The sequence below is a fragment of the Gardnerella sp. KA00243 genome, from assembly GCF_049244105.1.
Lineage (GTDB): Bacteria > Actinomycetota > Actinomycetes > Actinomycetales > Bifidobacteriaceae > Bifidobacterium > Bifidobacterium leopoldii.
Map to the genome: position 1 here is coordinate 1,241,568 of NZ_CP058375.1, position 19,321 is coordinate 1,260,888.

20 protein-coding genes are annotated in these 19,321 nt (G+C 40.9%); 19 read left to right on the forward strand and 1 reads right to left on the reverse strand.

Annotated elements, in window-relative coordinates:
• Positions 1 to 15: 15 nt before the first annotated feature.
• The 5 genes from gatB to rho all read left to right on the forward strand — a co-directional run bounded on the left by gatB (position 16) and on the right by rho (position 7,015).
• On the forward strand, positions 16 to 1,515 hold the full coding sequence (gene gatB, locus HXT50_RS04700) for an Asp-tRNA(Asn)/Glu-tRNA(Gln) amidotransferase subunit GatB (RefSeq protein ID WP_004105892.1): 1,500 nt from the start codon (positions 16 to 18) through the stop codon (positions 1,513 to 1,515).
• A gap of 256 nt (positions 1,516 to 1,771) precedes the next feature.
• Positions 1,772 to 2,680: a GNAT family N-acetyltransferase gene (locus HXT50_RS04705; RefSeq protein WP_064340577.1), complete on the forward strand. Its 909-nt coding sequence runs from the start codon at positions 1,772 to 1,774 to the stop codon at positions 2,678 to 2,680.
• Positions 2,680 to 2,994: a DUF2469 domain-containing protein gene (locus tag HXT50_RS04710; protein ID WP_004105898.1), complete on the forward strand. Its 315-nt coding sequence runs from the start codon at positions 2,680 to 2,682 to the stop codon at positions 2,992 to 2,994. Before HXT50_RS04705 ends, HXT50_RS04710 begins: the two co-directional genes overlap by 1 nt.
• 91 nt (positions 2,995 to 3,085) lie before the next feature.
• Positions 3,086 to 4,705, forward strand: coding sequence for an NAD(P)/FAD-dependent oxidoreductase (locus HXT50_RS04715; protein ID WP_032835339.1), 1,620 nt, complete (start codon positions 3,086 to 3,088; stop codon positions 4,703 to 4,705).
• A gap of 339 nt (positions 4,706 to 5,044) precedes the next feature.
• A complete protein-coding gene (rho, locus tag HXT50_RS04720) occupies positions 5,045 to 7,015 on the forward strand; it encodes a transcription termination factor Rho (protein ID WP_004105901.1) in 1,971 nt (656 codons plus the stop codon).
• 96 nt (positions 7,016 to 7,111) lie between these two features.
• On the opposite strand, the gene HXT50_RS04725 is transcribed toward rho, so the two are convergent.
• Entirely contained in the window at positions 7,112 to 8,317 is a 1,206-nt protein-coding gene (locus HXT50_RS04725) for a pyridoxal phosphate-dependent aminotransferase (protein ID WP_116971229.1), read from the reverse strand.
• 282 nt (positions 8,318 to 8,599) lie between these two features.
• Between HXT50_RS04725 and HXT50_RS04730 the strand changes: the two genes are divergently transcribed.
• From HXT50_RS04730 to HXT50_RS04795, 14 genes are all read left to right on the forward strand, one after another.
• Positions 8,600 to 9,061 carry an Lrp/AsnC family transcriptional regulator gene (locus HXT50_RS04730; RefSeq protein WP_004105907.1) on the forward strand — a complete coding sequence of 154 codons (462 nt, stop codon included), beginning with the start codon at positions 8,600 to 8,602 and terminating at the stop codon, positions 9,059 to 9,061.
• 5 nt (positions 9,062 to 9,066) lie between these two features.
• The gene (locus HXT50_RS04735) at positions 9,067 to 9,408 is read left to right on the forward strand and encodes a chorismate mutase (RefSeq protein WP_004574199.1); all 342 of its coding nucleotides are present in this window, start codon (positions 9,067 to 9,069) and stop codon (positions 9,406 to 9,408) included.
• 147 nt (positions 9,409 to 9,555) lie between these two features.
• Positions 9,556 to 10,611 (forward strand): class II fructose-bisphosphate aldolase, encoded by a 1,056-nt coding sequence (gene fbaA, locus HXT50_RS04740; RefSeq protein ID WP_101892179.1) that lies wholly within the window; start codon positions 9,556 to 9,558, stop codon positions 10,609 to 10,611.
• 116 nt (positions 10,612 to 10,727) lie between these two features.
• The gene (locus HXT50_RS04745) at positions 10,728 to 12,029 is read left to right on the forward strand and encodes an adenylosuccinate synthase (RefSeq protein WP_004574197.1); all 1,302 of its coding nucleotides are present in this window, start codon (positions 10,728 to 10,730) and stop codon (positions 12,027 to 12,029) included.
• A gap of 95 nt (positions 12,030 to 12,124) precedes the next feature.
• Entirely contained in the window at positions 12,125 to 12,628 is a 504-nt protein-coding gene (locus tag HXT50_RS04750) for a fluoride efflux transporter FluC (RefSeq protein WP_004574196.1), read from the forward strand.
• Positions 12,628 to 13,038 (forward strand): fluoride efflux transporter FluC, encoded by a 411-nt coding sequence (locus tag HXT50_RS04755; RefSeq protein ID WP_004574195.1) that lies wholly within the window; start codon positions 12,628 to 12,630, stop codon positions 13,036 to 13,038. Before HXT50_RS04750 ends, HXT50_RS04755 begins: the two co-directional genes overlap by 1 nt.
• Positions 13,039 to 13,077: 39 nt before the next feature.
• Positions 13,078 to 14,445, forward strand: a complete 1,368-nt coding sequence (locus HXT50_RS04760; RefSeq protein WP_012913741.1) for a ClC family H(+)/Cl(-) exchange transporter — start codon at positions 13,078 to 13,080, stop codon at positions 14,443 to 14,445.
• A 123-nt stretch (positions 14,446 to 14,568) separates the two neighbouring features.
• Positions 14,569 to 15,744, forward strand: a complete 1,176-nt coding sequence (locus tag HXT50_RS04765; RefSeq protein WP_421777071.1) for an ATPase — start codon at positions 14,569 to 14,571, stop codon at positions 15,742 to 15,744.
• Positions 15,731 to 16,807: a CpaF family protein gene (locus HXT50_RS04770; RefSeq protein ID WP_064340588.1), complete on the forward strand. Its 1,077-nt coding sequence runs from the start codon at positions 15,731 to 15,733 to the stop codon at positions 16,805 to 16,807. Before HXT50_RS04765 ends, HXT50_RS04770 begins: the two co-directional genes overlap by 14 nt.
• Before the next feature lie 29 nt (positions 16,808 to 16,836).
• Complete coding sequence (locus tag HXT50_RS04775; RefSeq protein WP_421777072.1) at positions 16,837 to 17,412, forward strand: type II secretion system F family protein; 576 nt, start codon at positions 16,837 to 16,839, stop codon at positions 17,410 to 17,412.
• A 3-nt stretch (positions 17,413 to 17,415) separates the two neighbouring features.
• On the forward strand, positions 17,416 to 18,063 hold the full coding sequence (locus tag HXT50_RS04780) for a type II secretion system F family protein (RefSeq protein WP_421777073.1): 648 nt from the start codon (positions 17,416 to 17,418) through the stop codon (positions 18,061 to 18,063).
• 138 nt (positions 18,064 to 18,201) lie between these two features.
• Positions 18,202 to 18,477 (forward strand): DUF4244 domain-containing protein, encoded by a 276-nt coding sequence (locus HXT50_RS04785; protein WP_004574189.1) that lies wholly within the window; start codon positions 18,202 to 18,204, stop codon positions 18,475 to 18,477.
• Positions 18,478 to 18,506: 29 nt separating this feature from the next.
• Positions 18,507 to 18,887: a TadE/TadG family type IV pilus assembly protein gene (locus tag HXT50_RS04790; protein WP_421777074.1), complete on the forward strand. Its 381-nt coding sequence runs from the start codon at positions 18,507 to 18,509 to the stop codon at positions 18,885 to 18,887.
• Positions 18,884 to 19,288 (forward strand): Rv3654c family TadE-like protein, encoded by a 405-nt coding sequence (locus HXT50_RS04795; RefSeq protein WP_004574187.1) that lies wholly within the window; start codon positions 18,884 to 18,886, stop codon positions 19,286 to 19,288. The genes HXT50_RS04790 and HXT50_RS04795 overlap by 4 nt, the downstream gene beginning before the upstream one ends.
• Positions 19,289 to 19,321: the final 33 nt, after the last annotated feature.

Consider the following 19,321-nt stretch of genomic DNA (forward strand, 5'->3'; position numbering starts at 1 on the left):
TAAGAAGGATATCTAATGGCTGAAAAACTTATGAAATATGCCGATGCTGTTGAGCAATTCGATCCAGTATTCGGTTTGGAAACTCACGTTGAGCTTTGCACTCGTACGAAGCTGTTCTGCCCAGCAGAAGTATCTTTTGGCGGTGAGCCAAATACTCAGCTAACTCCTGTAAGCCTTGGTTTGCCAGGCTCTTTGCCAGTTGTAAACAAGACTGCAGTTGATTATGCAATTAAGCTTGGTTTGGCTTTACATTGCGAAATTGCTGAGTGGAGCCAGTTCGCTCGTAAGAACTACTTCTACCCAGATATGCCTCGCGATTATCAGATCTCCCAGTACGATAAGCCTACTAATGGCAACGGTTACTTGGATGTTGAGCTGGAAGACGGCACCGTGTTCCGTGTGCCGATTGAACGTGCTCACATTGAGGATGATGCTGGTAAGAATACTCACGTTGGCGGCGCTGACGGCCGTATTGAAGGCGCAAATCACTCTTTGGTTGATTACAATCGTGCAGGTGTGCCTTTAATCGAGATTGTAACTAAGCCAATCGAAGGTGCAGGTAGCCGCGCTCCAGAAATTGCTGGTGCTTATATGCGTGCTATTCGCGATATTGTTCGCGCTCTCAACATCTCTCACGCTCGTATGGAGCAGGGCAATATGCGTGCTGACGTGAACGTTTCGCTCCGTCGCAAGCCAACCGATCCATTTGGTACGCGTTCAGAAACTAAGAATGTGAACACATTCCGCGGAATCGAAAAGACGCTCCAATATGAGATTCGTCGTCAGGCTGCTATTTTGAGCGAAGGCGGCGAGATTTTGCAGGAAACTCGTCACTGGGATGAGGCAACTCAGACCACTGCTGGTGGTCGTGTGAAGTCGGATGCTGACGATTATCGCTACTTCCCAGATCCTGATTTGGTTATGCTTCACATTACTAAAGAGCATATTGAGCGCATGAAGGCAGAAATGCCTGAAATGCCTCGCGAGCGCCGTAACCGTTTGCAAAGCGAATGGGGTATTAGCGATCTTGAAATGCGCGATATTTTGAACGCGGATGCTCTTGATTTGGTTGAAGAAACCGTTAAGGCTGGCGCAAGTGCGGCAGGTGCTAAGAAGTGGTGGCTTGGTGAGCTTGCTCGCGAAGCAAACACTCGTGGCGTGACTTTGGAAGAATTGCCTATTACTCCGCAAGATGTGGCTGAAGTTGAAAAGCTAATTGCAGACGGCAATCTTAACGATAAGCTCGCTAAGCAAACTGTTGCATGCGTTTTGGCTGGCGAGGGTAAGCCTGATGAAGTTGTTAAGAAGCACGGATTCAAGGTTATGAACGATGACGGCGCTTTGGAAGCTGCTGTTGACGCTGCTCTTGCTGCTGATCCTGAAGTTGCAGAAAAGCTTAAGGCTGGAAATATGAAGCCGATGGGTGCAATTATTGGTGCTGTTATGCGTGCAACTAAAGGTCAGGCTGATGCTAAGGCTGTTACTAAGATTGTGATGGCAAAAATCAAAGGCTGAAAAGTGCCGTAAAGGCTGAAAAATTTAATATTTGATAACGCTAATGTATAAACGTAAAAGCGTAATCAATATTCAAAAGTAAGTGCTGCGTACTTGCTGCATACTCAAATCAGATTTGTTTGTGTAGCAGGTGCGCAGAATTTACTATTTATCAACATTGCGAGGCATTTTTCGTCTTCTGGATTATCATATATTATGCGATGTGAGAATTATGCGAAGGGCTTAATTTTCAAAGGCACAATACAAGTAGGTGACTATGCAACAAACCAATGATGGTGTTATTAACTCTCGCGAGTTACCAAAATCTATAGTAATTCCTCAAATTCGTGGAGAGATGGCGCACCTTCGTCCAGCTACGTGCGATGATTTTCAAAGAATGGATGATTTGTGCGCATTTGATGGTGCTGCAGTTATTACTGGAAAGGATGCTAATTCAGAGCGTTCTATGGTTCATTCGTGGGTTGAAAGCTCTATGCAATGGACTAAAGATAGTCTTATTGGCGAAAATCCTTCTGAATCTTGTCGTTTTGCTGGCGATGTTCAGTTGCGTCACACTATTGCGTGGGCGATTGTTCCTGATGTTTTGGATGATTCAAATAACGCTTCCGGCGATATTATCGGCATGATTTTCCTTATAGATATTGACGGATGGTCTCGCAGTGCTCGAATTCAAGTTGTTTTAGGCAAAAATTATCGAGGAAGAGGCTATTCGCGCGACGCAATGCCTAGGGTTATGACTTATGCCTTTGCATCAGAGCCGACTGGTCTAGGGTTGCATAGAATTTGGGTAGGAGTTCCGGCAACTAATACTCGCTCACTTTCTGTGTATCAATCTCTTGGATTTGTAAAAACAGGTACTGCGCGCGACGCATTATGGGATGCTCAAAATCAAAAATATCAAGATTTTGTTGTAATGGACACTCTTGTAGATGAATATGATGCCATTCGTTCGCTGGATGCGTTTGGTCTACACGTTATTGAAGAAAATCCTGGTGTAATCGAAGCTTTGAGCGCGCATGAACATTCTGTGGCTATACCTGTGCATCGTGATAATCTTGATGAAGCATGGCCGTACAATGCAAACGTCTCTGAAGGAAGTTCATCAAAAAAAGCTTGGTGGCGCATTATAGGTCGTGGACGCAAACGTAATACGGAAGGTAAGTAATGAGCGCCGAAGATCTCGACAACTATGAAACCGATGCAGAACTTGCGTTATACAAAGAATACCGTGATGTTATTAAGCTTTTTACTTATGTCGTAGAAACAGAGCGACGATTTTATTTAGCCAATAAAGTCGATTTTAATGTGCGTTCAGCAGGTCAGGATGTTTATTTTGATGTTCAACTTACAGACGCTTGGGTATGGGATGTTTACCGCCCTTCGCGTTTTGTTAAAAATGTCCGAATAGTAACTTTTAAAGATGTAAATGTTGAAGAAGTACAGAAAACAGACATTGACATTCCTGAATCTATCGCGTGATGCGCGTATGCTCAATAAGGATATATAGAAATTGCTTACCTAGCACGCAAAGTGTTTTCGTAAAAATTTGATGTATTAAGATGGAGGACAAGTGACGGATACACAATCCCCAAAGGAATCTGTGGTAATTATTGGTGGCGGTCCGGCAGGGTTGACGGCAGCCTGGGAACTCGTTAAGGATGGTGGATCTAGCCGCTACGACGTAACAGTGCTCGAAGCCACGCGTGAATTTGGCGGTATTTCGCGTACTGTGAAGTATAACGGCAATCGTATGGACATCGGCGGTCATCGCTTCTTCTCAAAAGATGACCGTATTATGCAATGGTGGCGTGAAATGCTGCCTCTCCAGGGTGCGCCTTCATATGATGATAAAAAGCTTGGTCGTCATCACGATTTGGAAGCAGGTGGACCTGATCCTGAAGTTGAAGATGAAGTGATGTTGAAGCGTCATCGCGTTTCTCGTATTTTCTGGAATCATCATTTCTTTGATTATCCAATTTCTCTTTCTGCAGCAACCTTGCGCTCTATGGGCTTTATTTTGACAATGAAAGTTGGCTTCAGCTATTTGTGGTCTATGATTCACAAATTGCCAGAAACTAATCTTGAGAATTTCTACATTAATCGTTTCGGCAAGAAACTTTATTCCATGTTCTTTGAGGGCTATACAGAGAAGCTTTGGGGTAGGCATCCAAGCCAGATTTCTGCCGATTGGGGTGCTCAGCGCGTTAAGGGTTTGAGCATTGTGGAAGTGTTGAAGAATGCTTTTTCCAAGCTTTTCCCTAAGAAAAAAGGCAAGAAGAAGGAAGTAGAGACCTCATTAATTGAGGAATTCTGGTATCCAAAGCTTGGTCCTGGTCAGTTATGGGAAACAGTTGAGCGCCGTTGCCGCGAAAACGGTGCTACTGTGCGCACAGACGCAAAGGTAGTTGCTATTAAGCAAGCAGACGGAAAGATTTCCAGTGTTGTAGTTGAAGATGCAAATGGAGAGCGTTCAGAATTGCACGCCGACCAGTTTATATCTTCTATGCCAATTAAGGATTTGGTAGCTGCTCTTGAGCAGGGTGCAGATGGTGACGAAAAGGCTGAAGTTCCAGCAGAAATGCAACGCGTTGCCAAGGGTTTGCCTTATCGCGATTTTGTGACTGTAGGCTTGCTTGTTAAGCGCGTGCGTCTGCGTAATACTACCACTATTCCAACGCTTGGTAATCCTCCTATTGTTCCTGATTGCTGGATTTACGTGCAGGATCCTGGATATAAAGTCGGACGTTTGCAAATCTTCAACAACTGGAGCCCATATCTCGTTAAGGATGTTGATAACACTGTTTGGATCGGTCTTGAGTACTTCTGCGAAGAAGGCGACGACTTCTGGAATATGAGTGATGATGATGCTCGTAAGATGGCTATTGACGAGTTGACTCGTATGCAGGTTATCAATGGTGAGGAAGACGTTCTTGATTCTCATCGTGAGCGAGTGCCAAAGGCATATCCTGCTTACTTTGACACATACGCTCAGATGCCTGAATTGATTGATTATCTTGATGGCTTCGGTAATTTGTATTGTGTTGGTCGCAATGGACAGCATCGTTATAATAACCAAGATCATTCAATGGCAACTGCTATTGAGGCTGTAGAAGATATCCGAACTGGAGAAACTTCTAAGAAGAACGTGTGGTCTGTTAACACTGAAAAGTCGTATCACGAAAAGAAGTAGTAATTAATTCTCGTATAAATTTGAGCGTTTGATTTTAAAGCGCAAATAATTTAGCGATATAGCGTCAATAATACTGGGTGTTACCCATATTATTGGCGCTTTTTGTTTATTCTAATATCGCTTTAAAAGCTTTATAAAAATTGTAATAAAAAATACTAAATACTATGGCGCGTCGCGTTGTACAGCGTCGTATAGCTGTAGTAGCATACATAATGTTCGTTGTTATGTACATATGAATTGTTATGAAATGGCAGCGAGTTCGTGACGGATTTTTCCGTAATCTTCCATGTAAAGACTTGCCGGGGCTCTATTCCGTGTGAGTTAAGGAAAGGTAAAATTGTGGCAACAGGCCAGAATCTTGAAAAAATGAAGCTTTCAGAATTGAAAGATCTTGCAAAACAGATGGGTTTGCGCGGAACATCTACAATGCGTAAGCCTGAGTTGGTGGCTACACTGACGGCTGCTCGTAATGGGGGAGAAGCGCCTGCAGGTGTAAGTGTTCGTGTTCCTCGTGATGTTGTAAATCCTAATAAAACTGCAGATACTAGTACAGATATAGAAGATGCTGGATCATCGAAAGACAATAGTGATTTAGAAGCATTAGAAGTTTTGGTTCCCAATGCTACTTCAGATCGTCGCTATAGAGACGAAGAAGATTTTGGGAATAAAAATTATCGACGCGATGCGAATCGTAATAATACATTCCAGCGTCGTCGTTCCTCAGAAGATCGTAATGATAATCGCGATCGTAGAGAAGATGGTATGGACTCGCATGAGTTGGATCAAATTTTGGCAACATTGCCTGGTGAAGATTCTCATGCAGAGGGTGAACCGCGTCGTCAGCGTGTAGCTTCTCGTGACTTTGATAGAGAAGAACAACAAAATCGTGCTGATCGTTTCCAGCGTCGTATGCGCGGTCGTGCACGTGATTACGATGAGTCTCGTTCAGATTATTCAGATCGGCAGAATCGTTCAGAACGCATGGATCGAATAGAACGTGAAGATCGTGATGAACGTCGTGCTGAGCGTGGAGAACGTCAAGATCGTAACGATCGCAATGTTCGTCTTGATCGCGATGCACGTGATGCGCGCGATGCTCGCGAAGAGCATGATTTACGCGAGCCTCGTCGTGAAGAGCCTCAGGAAGAGCTCGTGCCAGTAGCTGGAATTGTTGATGTCTTAGAATCTTACGCATTCGTGCGCACTTCTGGTTATTTGCCTGGTCCTAACGATGTTTATGTTTCAATGAGCCAAATTAAAAAATATGGCTTACGTAAGGGTGATGCAGTTCAAGGCTCCATTCGTGCTCCTCGCGAAGGCGATCGTCGAAATCAGCGTCAAAAGTTTGTTCCTTTGCAAACAATCGATAGCATTAATGGAATGAGCGTTGAAGAAGCTCAGTCCCGCCCGCAATTTGCTAAGTTGACGCCGTTATATCCGCAGGAGCGTTTGAAGCAAGAAACTACTCCGAATCGCATGTTGGGACGTGTTATTGATTTAGTTGCCCCAATTGGTAAAGGTCAGCGCGGTTTGATTGTGTCGCCACCAAAGGCTGGTAAAACCATTACTCTTCAGAATATTGCAAATGCAATTACTACAAATAATCCTGAAGTGCATCTTATGGTTGTGCTTGTAGATGAGCGTCCAGAAGAAGTTACCGACATGGAACGTACTGTGCAAGGCGAAGTGATTTCTTCTACATTCGATCGTCCTGCAACAGATCACACTACTGTTGCTGAGCTTGCTATTGAGCGCGCTAAGCGTTTGGTTGAGCTTGGCCAGGATGTTGTGGTTTTGCTTGATTCTATGACTCGTTTGGCTAGAGCCTACAATATTGCAGCTCCTGCTTCTGGTCGTATTCTTTCCGGTGGTGTTGATGCTCAGGCGTTGTACCCACCAAAGAAGTTCTTCGGTGCTGCTCGAAATATTGAAGACGGCGGCTCTTTGACGATTATTTCTTCTGCATTGGTTGAAACTGGCTCTAAGATGGATGAAGTAATCTTCGAAGAGTTTAAGGGCACTGGAAATATGGAATTGCGCTTGAGTAGAGATTTGGCTGATAAGCGTCTCTTCCCAGCGGTAGATATTAATGCTTCTGGAACTCGTCGCGAGGAGTTAATTACTCCAGCTGCAGATTTGCCAGTTATTTATCGTTTGCGCCGTCTCTTTGGTGGTCTTGAGGCAGAGCAAGCGTATCAGACTTTGATTCCTCGATTGAAGAAAACTGCTTCAAACCGTGATTTCTTAGCTGCTATAACTCAACAAACTGGCACTGCTACGAATAATTCTTCTTCTACGACTATTGCGTAGTTCTTATTTCGTAAGGAATTAAAATTATTGCCCTTTGGATTATCTACCAAGGGGCAATAATTTTATTTATATTTATATTTATTAATAACTAATATTTTATGCAGCATGTAAAGCTTGTTGCGCAAGTGCAAATTTGCTTATGCGCGCTACGCCTTCTTTAAGTTCTTCTGCTCTTCCAGCGTAAGATAGTCGCACGAATCCGCTTCCTTCTGCGCCAAAGGCTTCTCCTGGTACAACAGCAACTTTTTCTTCATCTAAAAGTTTTTTGCTAAATTCTTCTGAACTTAAACCAGTTGGTCGAACGTCAACAAAAACGTAGAATGCACCTTGAGGCTCTATAAGACGCAATGCATTGCAATTTGCCAATCCGTCTATAACAAGCTGACGTTTTGCGCGATATTCTTCTCTCATTTCGCGCACGTGATCTTGCGGACCTGTTAATGCAGCTACGCCGCCATATTGTGCGGTAGAATTTACAGAAGAATGCATCATTTCTGCAATTTTGCTGGTTTGCTCAATAACTTGACTTGGTGCAAGAATATATCCAATTCTCCAGCCTGTCATGGCGTAAGTTTTCGATAAACTTTCTACAATAATGGTTCGTTCGTGCATTCCTTCAGCTGCTGCAATAGATGGTGCTACAGCATTTCTGCAAGGTTCAGTTTCTGGATTGCTTGCGAATACGAATGGATGGTAGACTTCGTCAGAAATTACCCAAAGATCAAATTCTTGGCATAATTTTGCAATTTTTTTGAGTTCTTCTGCGGTTGTTACAGCACCGGTTGGGTTGCATGGAGAATTGATAATGATGGCTTTAGTGCGTGGTGATATAGCTTTGCGTATTTCTTCTGCATTAATATGCATTCCATGTTCTGGCTTAAGGGCTACAGTTACTGGAATTCCTTCGCACATTAGCACTTCTGCATCGTATGATGTGAAGTATGGAGATGGAATAATAACCTCATCTCCCGGATCTATTACTGATTTAATAGCTAAATATAATCCAATAGTAGCGCCGTCAACGGCTTGAATTTCTGTGTCTGCGTTGTAGTTTAAACCTTTTACTCTATTCGTATAATTTGCAGCTGCATCGCGGAATTCTGGTATGCCTAAAACGTCTGTGTATTTTGTTTTTCCCTCTCGTAATGAGTTGCACGCGGCTTCAACAATGTGTGAGGAAGCAGTTTCGCCTGGTTCTCCTAGGCATAGTGAAATAGCGTCTGGTATTTGTTCTACACGGTCAAATACATCTCTAATACCTGAACGAGGTATTGAAATTGCATGTTTCGCTACTTTTGCCATGCTGTGCTCCTTTTTGATTGTTGGTTTTGATTTTATAAGAATAATCTTTAAAGGTTATAGGTTTCGTTTATACGCTTATTATGCGAATTGTACAACACTATTACGGCTGATGTTAAAAGAAAAAATTATTTTTAACGTAATAATTTGTATTTTTTATTATTTTTTGAATAAATTTGTTCTTTTTCTGTAAAAAATACTGTACCATAAAAGAGACTGCAATGTGGCGCTACATAGATTCGTTTTAGATTCTCAATTCAGCGTCGACTGGAGAATGGAGGACGTATGGCTGGAAATCCTCATAAAGCTGAAACTAGTATAGCTATGGATTCAACTGATGCAATCATTGTTGATATTCTCGAGCATGATGGCCGAGCGACGTTAACTCGTTTGGCTAAGGCTTCGGGTTTGTCTGTTTCTGCGGTTCAATCTCGAGTGCAAAAGCTTGAGCGTAAAGGTGTTATTACCGGTTATCGCGCGTTAATTGACTATGAGCGTCGTGGTTTACCTGTAAGTGCATTTGTGTCTGTTACGCCACTTGATTTTGGGCAGGAAGCTACAATACCTAACAAATTGCGTGATATTTCTGGTATTGAAGCTTGCTATTCGATTACTGGTAGTCCAAGTTTTATGCTGGTAGTGCGTGTTGCTACGCCAAGCAAATTGGAAGAACTTATTAATACCATTCATCGCATAGTCCCTGTCAGTACAGAAACAACTATGGTTCTGCAAACATATTTCGATTAAATAATATGTGTGATTTTTCTGAAACAACGGTTGACGCGCGCGATACATCTCTTACGACATGTTGCAAAGTTGCTGCCGAAGAGATTATTGTGTTGCGTCAATCTGTTGATAATTTTGATAATGCAATAATTGCGCTGCTTGCTGAGCGGTTTAAAACTACGAAACGAATTGGTGAGTTGAAGGCTGAAGCTGGATTTGCTCCTGAGGATTCTAAAAGAGAGCAGCAGCAAATAGAAAGTTTGCTAAATATTGCGGAAAATGCCGGATTAGATTCTTCGATTGCGTTGAAATATCACGAGTTTGTTGTTACTGAGGCTAAAAAACGTCATCAGCAAATGCAGTTTTGAGATTAGATGTTTCTGTTATTTTAATTGAGCTGAACTATAGAATCACAATCAGTTTGTAGATTTTGAAGATAGATTTTCGCATACCAGTATGTAATGTTTTTGTGCATATGCATAGCTATCTGAGTAATAAAGGCGGATAATACAAGTATGACTATTGCAACTGTTGAACGTTATGCGCATATGCTTGATGCTGCAAGTCGAGGTGGCTACGCATACCCTGCTATCAATGTTACTAGTACGCAAACTCTTAATGCAGCTTTGCAGGGGTTCGCTCAAGCTGAATCTGATGGCATTATTCAAGTTTCTGTCGGTGGTTCTGCTTATTTTTCAGGTCAATCTCTCAATAATCGTGTTGTTGGTTCAATAGCATTTGCAAAGTTTGCGCACGAAGTGGCAGCTCAATACCCTAATATTACTATTGCGCTTCATACAGATCATTGTGCTGAGCAATATTTAGATGGTTGGATTAAACCACTAATTTCTTATGAAACAGAACAAGTCAAAAAAGGCGAAGAACCGTTATTCCAGTCGCATATGTGGGATGGTTCAACAGTGCCTTTGCAACATAATCTAGACGTTGCAGAACAGTTGCTTGACGCTTCGCAAAAATCTCGCACAATTCTTGAAATTGAGATTGGTGCTGTTGGTGGAGAAGAAGACGGGCATCGTGCTGATATTGACGAGAGATTGTATTCTACGCCTGAAGATGCTTTGCGTGTTGTAGATAAGCTTGGCTTGGGTGAACGTGGCAGGTATATGGCAGCGTTTACTTTTGGCAACGTTCATGGAGCCTATAAGCCTGGCGTTGTAAAACTGCATCCTAAATTATTGCAAGAAATCCAAAAAACTGTATATCAGAACTATCAAAATATTTGTGATACTCGCACCTTTGGCGCTTCTAAAAAGCCGTTCCTGCTGGTATTTCATGGCGGATCTGGTTCTACTGCTCAAGAAATTGCTGAAGCTGTGCGCTACGGCGTAATTAAAATGAATATAGATACTGACACTCAATATGCTTTTACTCGTGCAATTGCTGGTCACATGTTCAGTAATTATGACTCTGTTCTTAAAATAGACGGAGAAGTTGGCGAAAAGAAGTTATATGATCCTCGATCTTGGGGTCGTGAAGCCGAAAAAGCCATGGCTCAGCGTGTAGTAGAAGCTTGTGTGCAGTTAGGTTCTGCTGGTAAAGCACTGAAATAGTAAATTTTTTAATTTTATATATTTCTTTTTCTTATTCGGTAGTGGCATAGAGATAGTCTTAACAGGTAAGAATTGTGCTTATTTGAGCAGCGTTAGCTCAAAAATGGAGGTGCGGCATGCCTGGTATTGTGCTTATTGGAGCTCAATGGGGTGACGAAGGTAAAGGCAAAGCAACAGATTTAATTGGTTCAAAGGTTGATATTGTCGCACGTTTTAATGGCGGTAATAATGCCGGACACACTGTTGTTGTTGGCGATAAATCTTATGCATTACATTTACTTCCAAGCGGAATTATCAGCCCTAATGTTACGCCTGTAATTGGTAATGGTGTTGTTGTTGACCCAGAGGTATTGCTTGAAGAAATTGACGCTTTGGAATCTCGCGGTGTAGATTGCTCGCGCTTGCTTGTGAGCGAAGCCGCGCATGTTATTACTCCGTATCATCGAGTTATTGATAAAGTAACTGAGCGTTTCCTTGGTAAACACAAGATCGGCACGACTGGTCGTGGTATTGGACCTACTTACGCGGATAAAATTAATCGTGTTGGTATTCGAGTGCATGATTTATTTAATGCTGATCACTTGCGCGACAAAGTTGAAGCAAGTTTGCATCAAAAGAATCAAATGCTTGTAAAACTTTATAATCAACATCCTATTGATATTGATGCAGTTACCGCTCAACTTGTGGAGCTTGGCAAACGCTTGAAGAAATATGTTGCTGATACTTCATTAGTATTGAATGAAGCAATGGATGAAGGCAAAACTGTGCTGTTTGAAGGTGGACAAGCCACAATGCTTGACGTCGATCATGGCACTTATCCGTTTGTAACTTCTTCAAACCCTACTGCTGGTGGCGCTTGCACGGGTACTGGTGTTGGTCCTACTCGTATTACGCGCGTAATTGGAGTAGCGAAAGCGTATATTACTCGTGTTGGTGAAGGTCCATTCCCAACTGAACTTTTGGATGAGCAGGGTGACTGGTTGCGTGAGCAAGGCCATGAATATGGTGTTACAACTGGTCGTCCTCGTCGTTGTGGATGGTTTGATTCTGTAGTAAGCCGTTATGCAACTCGCGTAAATGGTTTGACGGATATTGTTCTTACTAAGCTTGACGTTTTGACTGGTTTGAAGGAAATCCCAGTTTGCGTGGCTTATGATGTGGCTTTGTCTGATGGAACAGTTCAGCGTATGGAAGAAATGCCTGTAGATCAATCACTATTTGCTTCTGCGAAACCAGTATACGAGATGCTTCCAGGCTGGAATGAGGATATTTCTCAAATCCATAAGTTTGAAGATTTGCCTCAAAATACGCAAAGTTATGTAAAGCGTTTGGAAGAGCTTTCTCATTGCCGTATTTCTGCTATTGGAACTGGTCCGCAGCGTGATCATATCATTAGTGTTCACTCACTAATTGACTGAAATTGTTTATTATTTTATGATCAACTTAGCAAAACGGCACTTCTCGATTGGGAGTGTCGTTTTGGTTTATGACGATAATTTCAAAAAGAGTGAAAATGAGTAAAATAAGCGGAAAAAATAAAAAAAATAATTGTCGATTATACTTTTTAGTTTTTATTGGTGGTACATGTGGAGCTTTCGTGCGCGCAGTAATTTCTTCTTATGCGCACACGATTCACCAAGTAGACGGACAATCATTTATATTTGGCCAGCTTACTTTAGGGACTTTTTTGTCAAATATGATTGCATGCTTTATTTTTGCTCTTGTTACTGCAATATCTGTTAAAGCTTTAACGCAAGAAAAGCAAACTTTGTATAAATATGCGCTAGGAACAGGCTTTTGTGGCGGATTGTCGACTATGTCTACTTTCGCGTTTGAAAGTGCAATGTCTTTCATGGCTCCACGCATGACGCTTGTTGTTTTGGGCATGCTTTTTTCGCTGCTTTTTGGCGTTTTTATGGCTTTTGTTGGTAATTGGGTTGGAGCAGGAATTGCGAATTGCATGAATAAAAAGCAAAGTCGATCTGTTGCAGAAGCTAATACTAAGGTGATGAAGTGATGAATTCTTTATACGTTTTTATTATGTTTATTTTGCCTTGCTTTTTTGGCGGTTTAGGTGCTGTTTTAAGATGCGCAATGACTAAAAAAATTTCAGCTGCTCATAAAAGCGAAGTTCCAGTTGCAACGCTATTTATCAATTGCGTTGCTTCATTTGCTATAGGTGTTGTGTCTAATGTTTTCATGGTTGCAGCTGCAATATGTGGAGTACGTTTTGCTTATTTGATGATTTTGGGATTTTTGGGTGGATTTTCCACGTTTTCTACTGCAATTTTTGAAGGTGTGGATCTTATTCAAAGAAAGCGCATAAAAGATGGAGTGTTCTTGCTTTTTGCAGAACTTATTGTTCCATTCTTTGCTGCTTCTGTTGGGTATATTGTTTCGCAAATATTGTTACTGCACGTAATTTAGTATTTAGAAGTTAAGTGTTGTGCGCAGAATCGAGTTGTAGTGAAGTTTAAGAATGCATTGAGCTTTTTAAGCAATAAGTTAAAGCAAATATCAAAAACTTTTTGCCAGCTTCGTTGGAAAGTAATATTAGCTGGGATATTTGTCGGCGCTGTTTCTGGTTCATTAGTAGCTTCTTACAGGCTTGGTATTGAATACGGTACGGATTTTGCGCGTTGGATGTATTTACAAATCCGGCATAACGCATGGTGGATTTTGCCATGTTTAATTTTTGCTGTAATTGCAGGTCTAATTATTGGCTGGATGAGTCGTAAAGAAAGTATGGCTTCTGGAAGTGGTATTCCTCAAGTCGTGGGGTATGTTAATCGCGGTTTGAATATGCGATGGCACACGATTCTGCCAGTGCGTTTTGTTGGCGGTTTACTTGGTTCTTTATTTGGATTGTCTCTTGGACGTGAAGGTCCATCTATTCAAATAGGTGCATGTGGTGCTCAGATGTTGTCTCGAATTTTCCGTAAAGGTAGGCGTGACGATATTAAAGAGCATTATGTGGTAACTGCTGGAGCTGCAGCCGGCTTATCTGCTGCGTTTTCTGCGCCACTTTCTGGAGTTATGTTTGCTATGGAGGAGATTCAGCACGGCTTAACTTCAATTGTTCTTATAGGAGCTGCTGCAGCTGCTTTATGTGCTGATTTTGTTTCGCAAACTTGTTTCGGATTGCGTCCAGTTCTTGATTTTGGTCAGATTCCAGATTTGCCGATGAACTTGCATATTTGGATTATTCCTCTTGGTATTTTTGCAGGTTTTGTAGGCTCGATAATGAATCGTTCGTTACTTGGTTTGCAAACATTATACGGATATTTGCCAAAGTGGATGCCTGTTGCTATTGCTTGCTTAATTGCAATACCAGTTGGCTTGTTCCTGCCTGAAGTTCTTGGTGGCGGATCTAATTTAGTGCGACTTTCTGAATATGGAAAAGCAAGTCTTGCAATGCTTTGTTTGCTATTTGTGGCAAAAATGTTGTTTACTTCTACAAGTTTTGGCTGTGGTGCTCCTGGCGGTATTTTTATGCCTATTCTTGCAGTAGGTGCGCTCGCAGGTGGTGTTGCTGCGCGCTGGATTACTAGCGTTTCAGCATTTGGCATTGATACAAAATTTGTATCTGTGTTTGCAGTTTGCGTTATGGCTGGTACGTTGTCTGCATCTGTAAAAGCTCCACTCACTTCGATTTTGCTTACTGTTGAAATGTCTGGAACTATGATTCATACGCTCCCAGTTGCAGCTTCTGCATTTATCGCATTGCTTATTTCAGATATTCTAAAAACTAAGCCAATTTATGGTGAGTTACTTGAACGCTATATGAAAGTTAATAAAGATTTAGTATTGCCATCTGTAAATTCTGTAAAATAGATGTTTTTATAGATAATTTTTGTGCAATATTTGCTTATTCTTAATATTTCCTGAGCTTTTAACCACATTGCATGAATATTGTTGAAAACTCATTGCTGTATGCGTTTCAATAGGCGCATGAGTATGAATATGAGTGTAAACAATAAATCAATTGGCGTTAAGCAGATTGATAAGAATTATAACAATGGCGAAGCTGTAGGCGCATTTAGAGATGTTAAACGTTATGTTTATCCTCCTCAAGTTGCAGATAAATCTATATACGAATCTGCGTCTAATGGTATAAAAATTGCGCCATGTATAGCTGACGATCATACTGTGATGACTCTTTTGCCTAAGAGTTCTCAAGATGTGGAGAGTTTTCAAAATACTGAACGCTCGCAAGATATTTCTATTAAGCATAAATCTCGTATGTTTAATAATGCTGAAGAAGATAATCTTATTGCGCGTGATTCTTTAGATCCATTGCCTAAAAATATTTTGGTTGGAATGTCTGCTGCAGATGGCATTGGGCTAAGCACTTCTCTATCTATTCTTTCTCGCTATATAAGTGAACAAGGCCATAGTGTTGCTCTTGTAGATGCTGATTTGACTCATGGCGGTTTAGACGTTCTGCTTGGTTTGGAATCAGATGAAGGTCGCAGGTTGCAAGAAGTTGATGCTCCCTTAGGTAGATGCGATGGCTATGTGTTGCGCAATGAGCTATTGCATTGGGATAATGTGGATGTTTTAGCATTTTCTCCATGGCATGGTAAATATCCTGAACCTTGGGTTTTAGAAGCTGCTATTAGAGGTTTAGCTGATGCTGTTGATGTAGTTATTGTAGATATAGGTTCTGGCGAGACTGCTATGAAGTCTTACCGTAATATTCCGCAATTTATTGACAGTGCGACTCTTGCTGCGGTTGAGCTATCTGTGCTTGATTTAGCAAGGTTTAGAGCGTTGCTGCAAAAATTAGATACTTTGTGTGATTCTGGCGTAAAGTTCAACAAATTTGCTGTTGTTGGATTGTCTCCTCGCGGTTTAACGCAAAAATCTTATGTTTTAAGTATCGATGAAGCTTCTGAATATTTATCAACTACATTTCTTGGTTCATTGCAACATGATGCTCGCATGCACACCGACATTATAGGGGGCTACGGTATTCGAAATATCCCATCTTCAATGAAGGAAACCATGCAATGCATAAATAATTGGCTTATTGGAGATGTTATATCAAATACAAAAAATGCTGTAACTAAATATCGTCGTTCGCAATATCGTCGTTCGAAATATTCAAGAGGTAAATATGATCGTAAATAATATTCGTGATATCGATTTTGGAATTCTGCAGGAATTTGCCAATGATGTAAGAGTTACAGACATGGTTGTAAGTGAGTCCGGTCGTGTGTGGGTAGATTGTGGGCAAGGTCTTAAGGAACGCGCAACTCGAGTTCCGCTTAACAACCCTGCTTTGTTAAGAGAATATGCTGTATGGCTTTGTGCACAATTAGGCAAAAGACTGGATGATGCGTGTCCTATTGCTGATGCTTCAAGTACTTCTGGCATTCGCATACATGCTGTTTTAGCGCCACTTGTATCTCAAGGAGCAGCATTGTCAATTCGTTTTCCTTCAATTAATCGTTATGATCTTGTTTCTTTGAGTGATCAAGGCATGTTTCCAAAAGAATTGTCTTGTATTCTAAGCGTTCTAGTTAAAAAGCGAGCAAATATAATGATCACTGGAAGTACTGGATCTGGGAAAACCACACTTATGAAGGCTTTGTTGGCTGCTGCTGATTGCGAAGATCGTATTGTATCTGTTGAAGAAATTAGAGAGCTTGGCGAGTTGACACAAAATCATGTTTCGTTAAGTGCGCGAGAAGCTAATGTAGAAGGTGTAGGAGAAATTGGCTTATCTCAATTAGTAAAAGCAACATTAAGAATGCGTCCGGATCGCATTATTCTTGGTGAATGTCGTGGGGAAGAAATTGCTGATTTGTTGAGAGTGTTTACTTCCGGGCATAAGGGTGGAATGACAACTCTTCATGCAGATGAAATAGAAAAAGTTCCCGCTCGTCTTATGGCATTAGGGTTATTGGCTGGGTTGGAGCCTGCAGCTTTATGTGCTTTAGCTGCTGGAGCATTCGATGTTGTTATTCATGTAGAGAGATCCTCTAACGGGCGTCGAATGATCAAAGAACTCGGTATTCTGCAATACGCTTCTAGCGTTTCGTTGCTGTGCGGCGTTCCAGTTTTGCAATTATCTTGTGGAATTGACGGCAGTATTGTTATGAAATTTTTGCCTGCATGGGTTAAGTTTTCAAATTATTGGAATCTTCCCGGGAATATGGCCAGCATATGTGTTGACAGTTCAAATAATTAGTAGTCGATTGTGTTGCTTGGAGCGTAAAAATGGATATTGAAGAAGTTCTTGCTGGAATGATTGCTGCATTACGTTCTGGTTCTACTCTTGCAATGATTGTTCACAGTGACTCTAAGTCTCAACAATGTATTTGCAGTAATGCAGTTAATACAAAAATTATTTATAAATGGCTTTATGAACGTTGTTTTCCAAAGAAGCGCAATATGAATAAGACTCAACGTCGTCAGCTTGAAAAACATATGCATACTGTTTCTGAAAGTCTTATGGCTTCATATGAATTGAGTAATACTCTTGGTTGCGCTATGGCAGAATGTGTGGAAGCTACGGCAGCGTCATATCATGCTCAGAAGCGTGCAGAAGATTTACGTGCTGATGTAGCTGCAATGCCAAAAGCAACAATAAAATTACTTACTGCTCTACCTATTTTGGCTCTTTTTGCTGGTGAATTACTAGGTGGTCACCCTATTTTGATGTTAATTACAACAGTAAATGGATGGATTTTATTAACAATAGGTGGAATATGTTATGGATTGGGTTTGGCGTGGGTTAGTTCTATGTTGCAAATATCTCAGCATGCAATGGATGCTGCTTCGCTGGAAGGATGATTTATGGAATCCACAAAGCAGCTTTTGTTTATCATCCCATTGTTTGTTGTAATTGTTTGGCAATGGGTGAGTTTGAGATTAGAGTGCGATTCATTAGATAATCGTATGCGCTTTAACAGTAAAATTATGCTATTTAAATACGAATGGCGTAATTCAAAAGTTTCATATGTAGATCCTCTTCTTGGTTTACATATGATTATTGTTTCACTTCGTAGTGGTGTTGCTATTACTAGGGCTCTTAGTGCTGTTGGGCAAGTGTTTCCTTGCGGTCAAGGCATGTGGCTTTGCTCTGTTTCCAATGCTTTACTTGCAGGAGATACGTGGCATGAAGCATGGTCTTCTACTTATACTAGACAAGATAATTTTGAATTAGAAAATAAATCAAAATTTACTAATCGTAAAAACTTAGATTCTTCAGAAATATTAGCTAGATGGTTAATGACATCTTTAAAAGAATCATGGTGTTATGGTTCATCTCCAGTTCCTGTATTGTCTGCACTTGCTCAACATTATGAGAGAAATATGGCCAATATTGCTAGACAAGAAAGTTCTAGGTTGTCTGTGCGATTGCTGCTTCCTGTTGGATTATGTTTTTTGCCATCTTTTATATGCATAGGAATTTTGCCAACAGTTATGTCACTTATGCGCTAGCTTTTTAAAAATAAATTTCTAGAAAAATAAATTAGCTTTTATCCACAATGCAATTTTTTTATTTTCATTCGCAAAACAAGTTGTAATAATATTTCTATCCGAAAATTTCGGATAGTTTGAAGTGAAAGGTACAAGATGATGGTTGGGATAATGCAAAAACTTGTTGCACGATGCTCTGTGTCTATGCTTCAAGTAAATGAACAATTAGTGAATATTGAGTCATGTTTGTGTCAAAAAAGAAAATTGTACGCTGACGGTCTTAAAAATAAGGATTCTGGAGCTGTAACAGCTGAATATGCAGTAGTTATTATTGCTGCCACTGGTTTTGCTGCACTGCTAGTTGCTATTTTGAAATCAGATACGGTTCGCACAACGTTGACAGATTTAGTTAAAAAAGCATTGAAAATCGGCTAACGGCATGCTTTAGCGGATGAAATGAGCTTATGATGCTGAAAGTTATTGTGTGCAAAAGGTTGTTGCGCAAAATTAGTGATTATGACAGAGGGACGGTAACTGCTGAATTTTCTATTGTTTTACCTTGTGCATTAATACTGTTATTTGTATTGATTGGCATAGGTAGAGCAGTTGTATGTACTATGAATTGTCATGATGCTGCTGCGCAAGTTGCGTATTATCTTGTGACTCATAAGGACGATAAAGCTGCCGCAAGTATCGTGCAGTCGGTCGCAGGTCAAGGAGCGTCGGTGAAAATAAGTCGTAGCAATAATATGGCGAATATTGTTGTTAAATGTCCTCTTATTCCTGATCCTCTTCATATTTTGCCGCCTCTAGTGGAAAGTCATGTAAGCCAGGTTTTAGTATGAGTAGGCGCAAGAATTTTGTGAAGCATTCAATAAATTTCATTCATAAGCGATGTAAGGGCATCGACTGCGGTTCTGGCACTATGCTTGGCATTATGCTAGTGATCGCAGTCTGCTCAATACTAGTGCTTTCTGCTATTTTATGTAATGTTCTCGGAGCTAAACATCAAGCTTATGCTGTTGCAACTTCTGCTGCTTTATCCGGTGCTTCTGCGTTGCAAAGGATGGAGGATAATGCGTGTGAGGTTGTTGCGCGTACTGTTGCTTCAAGCAATGCTTTTTTGAAATCTTGCAACTCTACTAGTAATGATGTAACTGTTCGTGTTTCTGTTGGGCTGAATATTCCATTTGCTTCTAACGTGGAAGTTTCTGCTAGAGCAGGACTAGAAGATTGCAATAAGTAGTAAGTAGCAAAAACGAATATAAATATCAGCAGT

What these genes read in the sequence shown, in the direction of transcription:
- HXT50_RS04745 (WP_004574197.1), top strand. Translation starts at nt 10,728, where the DNA reads ATGCCTGGTATTGTGCTTATTGGAGCTCAATGGGGTGACGAAGGTAAA.
- HXT50_RS04735 (WP_004574199.1), top strand. Translation starts at nt 9,067, where the DNA reads ATGTGTGATTTTTCTGAAACAACGGTTGACGCGCGCGATACATCTCTT.
- HXT50_RS04765 (WP_421777071.1), top strand. Translation starts at nt 14,569, where the DNA reads ATGAATATGAGTGTAAACAATAAATCAATTGGCGTTAAGCAGATTGAT.
- gatB (WP_004105892.1), top strand. Translation starts at nt 16, where the DNA reads ATGGCTGAAAAACTTATGAAATATGCCGATGCTGTTGAGCAATTCGAT.
- HXT50_RS04755 (WP_004574195.1), top strand. Translation starts at nt 12,628, where the DNA reads ATGAATTCTTTATACGTTTTTATTATGTTTATTTTGCCTTGCTTTTTT.
- HXT50_RS04710 (WP_004105898.1), top strand. Translation starts at nt 2,680, where the DNA reads ATGAGCGCCGAAGATCTCGACAACTATGAAACCGATGCAGAACTTGCG.
- HXT50_RS04780 (WP_421777073.1), top strand. Translation starts at nt 17,416, where the DNA reads ATGGAATCCACAAAGCAGCTTTTGTTTATCATCCCATTGTTTGTTGTA.
- fbaA (WP_101892179.1), top strand. Translation starts at nt 9,556, where the DNA reads ATGACTATTGCAACTGTTGAACGTTATGCGCATATGCTTGATGCTGCA.
- HXT50_RS04730 (WP_004105907.1), top strand. Translation starts at nt 8,600, where the DNA reads ATGGCTGGAAATCCTCATAAAGCTGAAACTAGTATAGCTATGGATTCA.
- HXT50_RS04785 (WP_004574189.1), top strand. Translation starts at nt 18,202, where the DNA reads ATGGTTGGGATAATGCAAAAACTTGTTGCACGATGCTCTGTGTCTATG.
- HXT50_RS04790 (WP_421777074.1), top strand. Translation starts at nt 18,507, where the DNA reads ATGATGCTGAAAGTTATTGTGTGCAAAAGGTTGTTGCGCAAAATTAGT.
- HXT50_RS04775 (WP_421777072.1), top strand. Translation starts at nt 16,837, where the DNA reads ATGGATATTGAAGAAGTTCTTGCTGGAATGATTGCTGCATTACGTTCT.
- HXT50_RS04795 (WP_004574187.1), top strand. Translation starts at nt 18,884, where the DNA reads ATGAGTAGGCGCAAGAATTTTGTGAAGCATTCAATAAATTTCATTCAT.
- HXT50_RS04750 (WP_004574196.1), top strand. Translation starts at nt 12,125, where the DNA reads ATGAGTAAAATAAGCGGAAAAAATAAAAAAAATAATTGTCGATTATAC.
- HXT50_RS04725 (WP_116971229.1), bottom strand. Translation starts at nt 8,317, where the DNA reads ATGGCAAAAGTAGCGAAACATGCAATTTCAATACCTCGTTCAGGTATT.
- HXT50_RS04770 (WP_064340588.1), top strand. Translation starts at nt 15,731, where the DNA reads ATGATCGTAAATAATATTCGTGATATCGATTTTGGAATTCTGCAGGAA.
- HXT50_RS04705 (WP_064340577.1), top strand. Translation starts at nt 1,772, where the DNA reads ATGCAACAAACCAATGATGGTGTTATTAACTCTCGCGAGTTACCAAAA.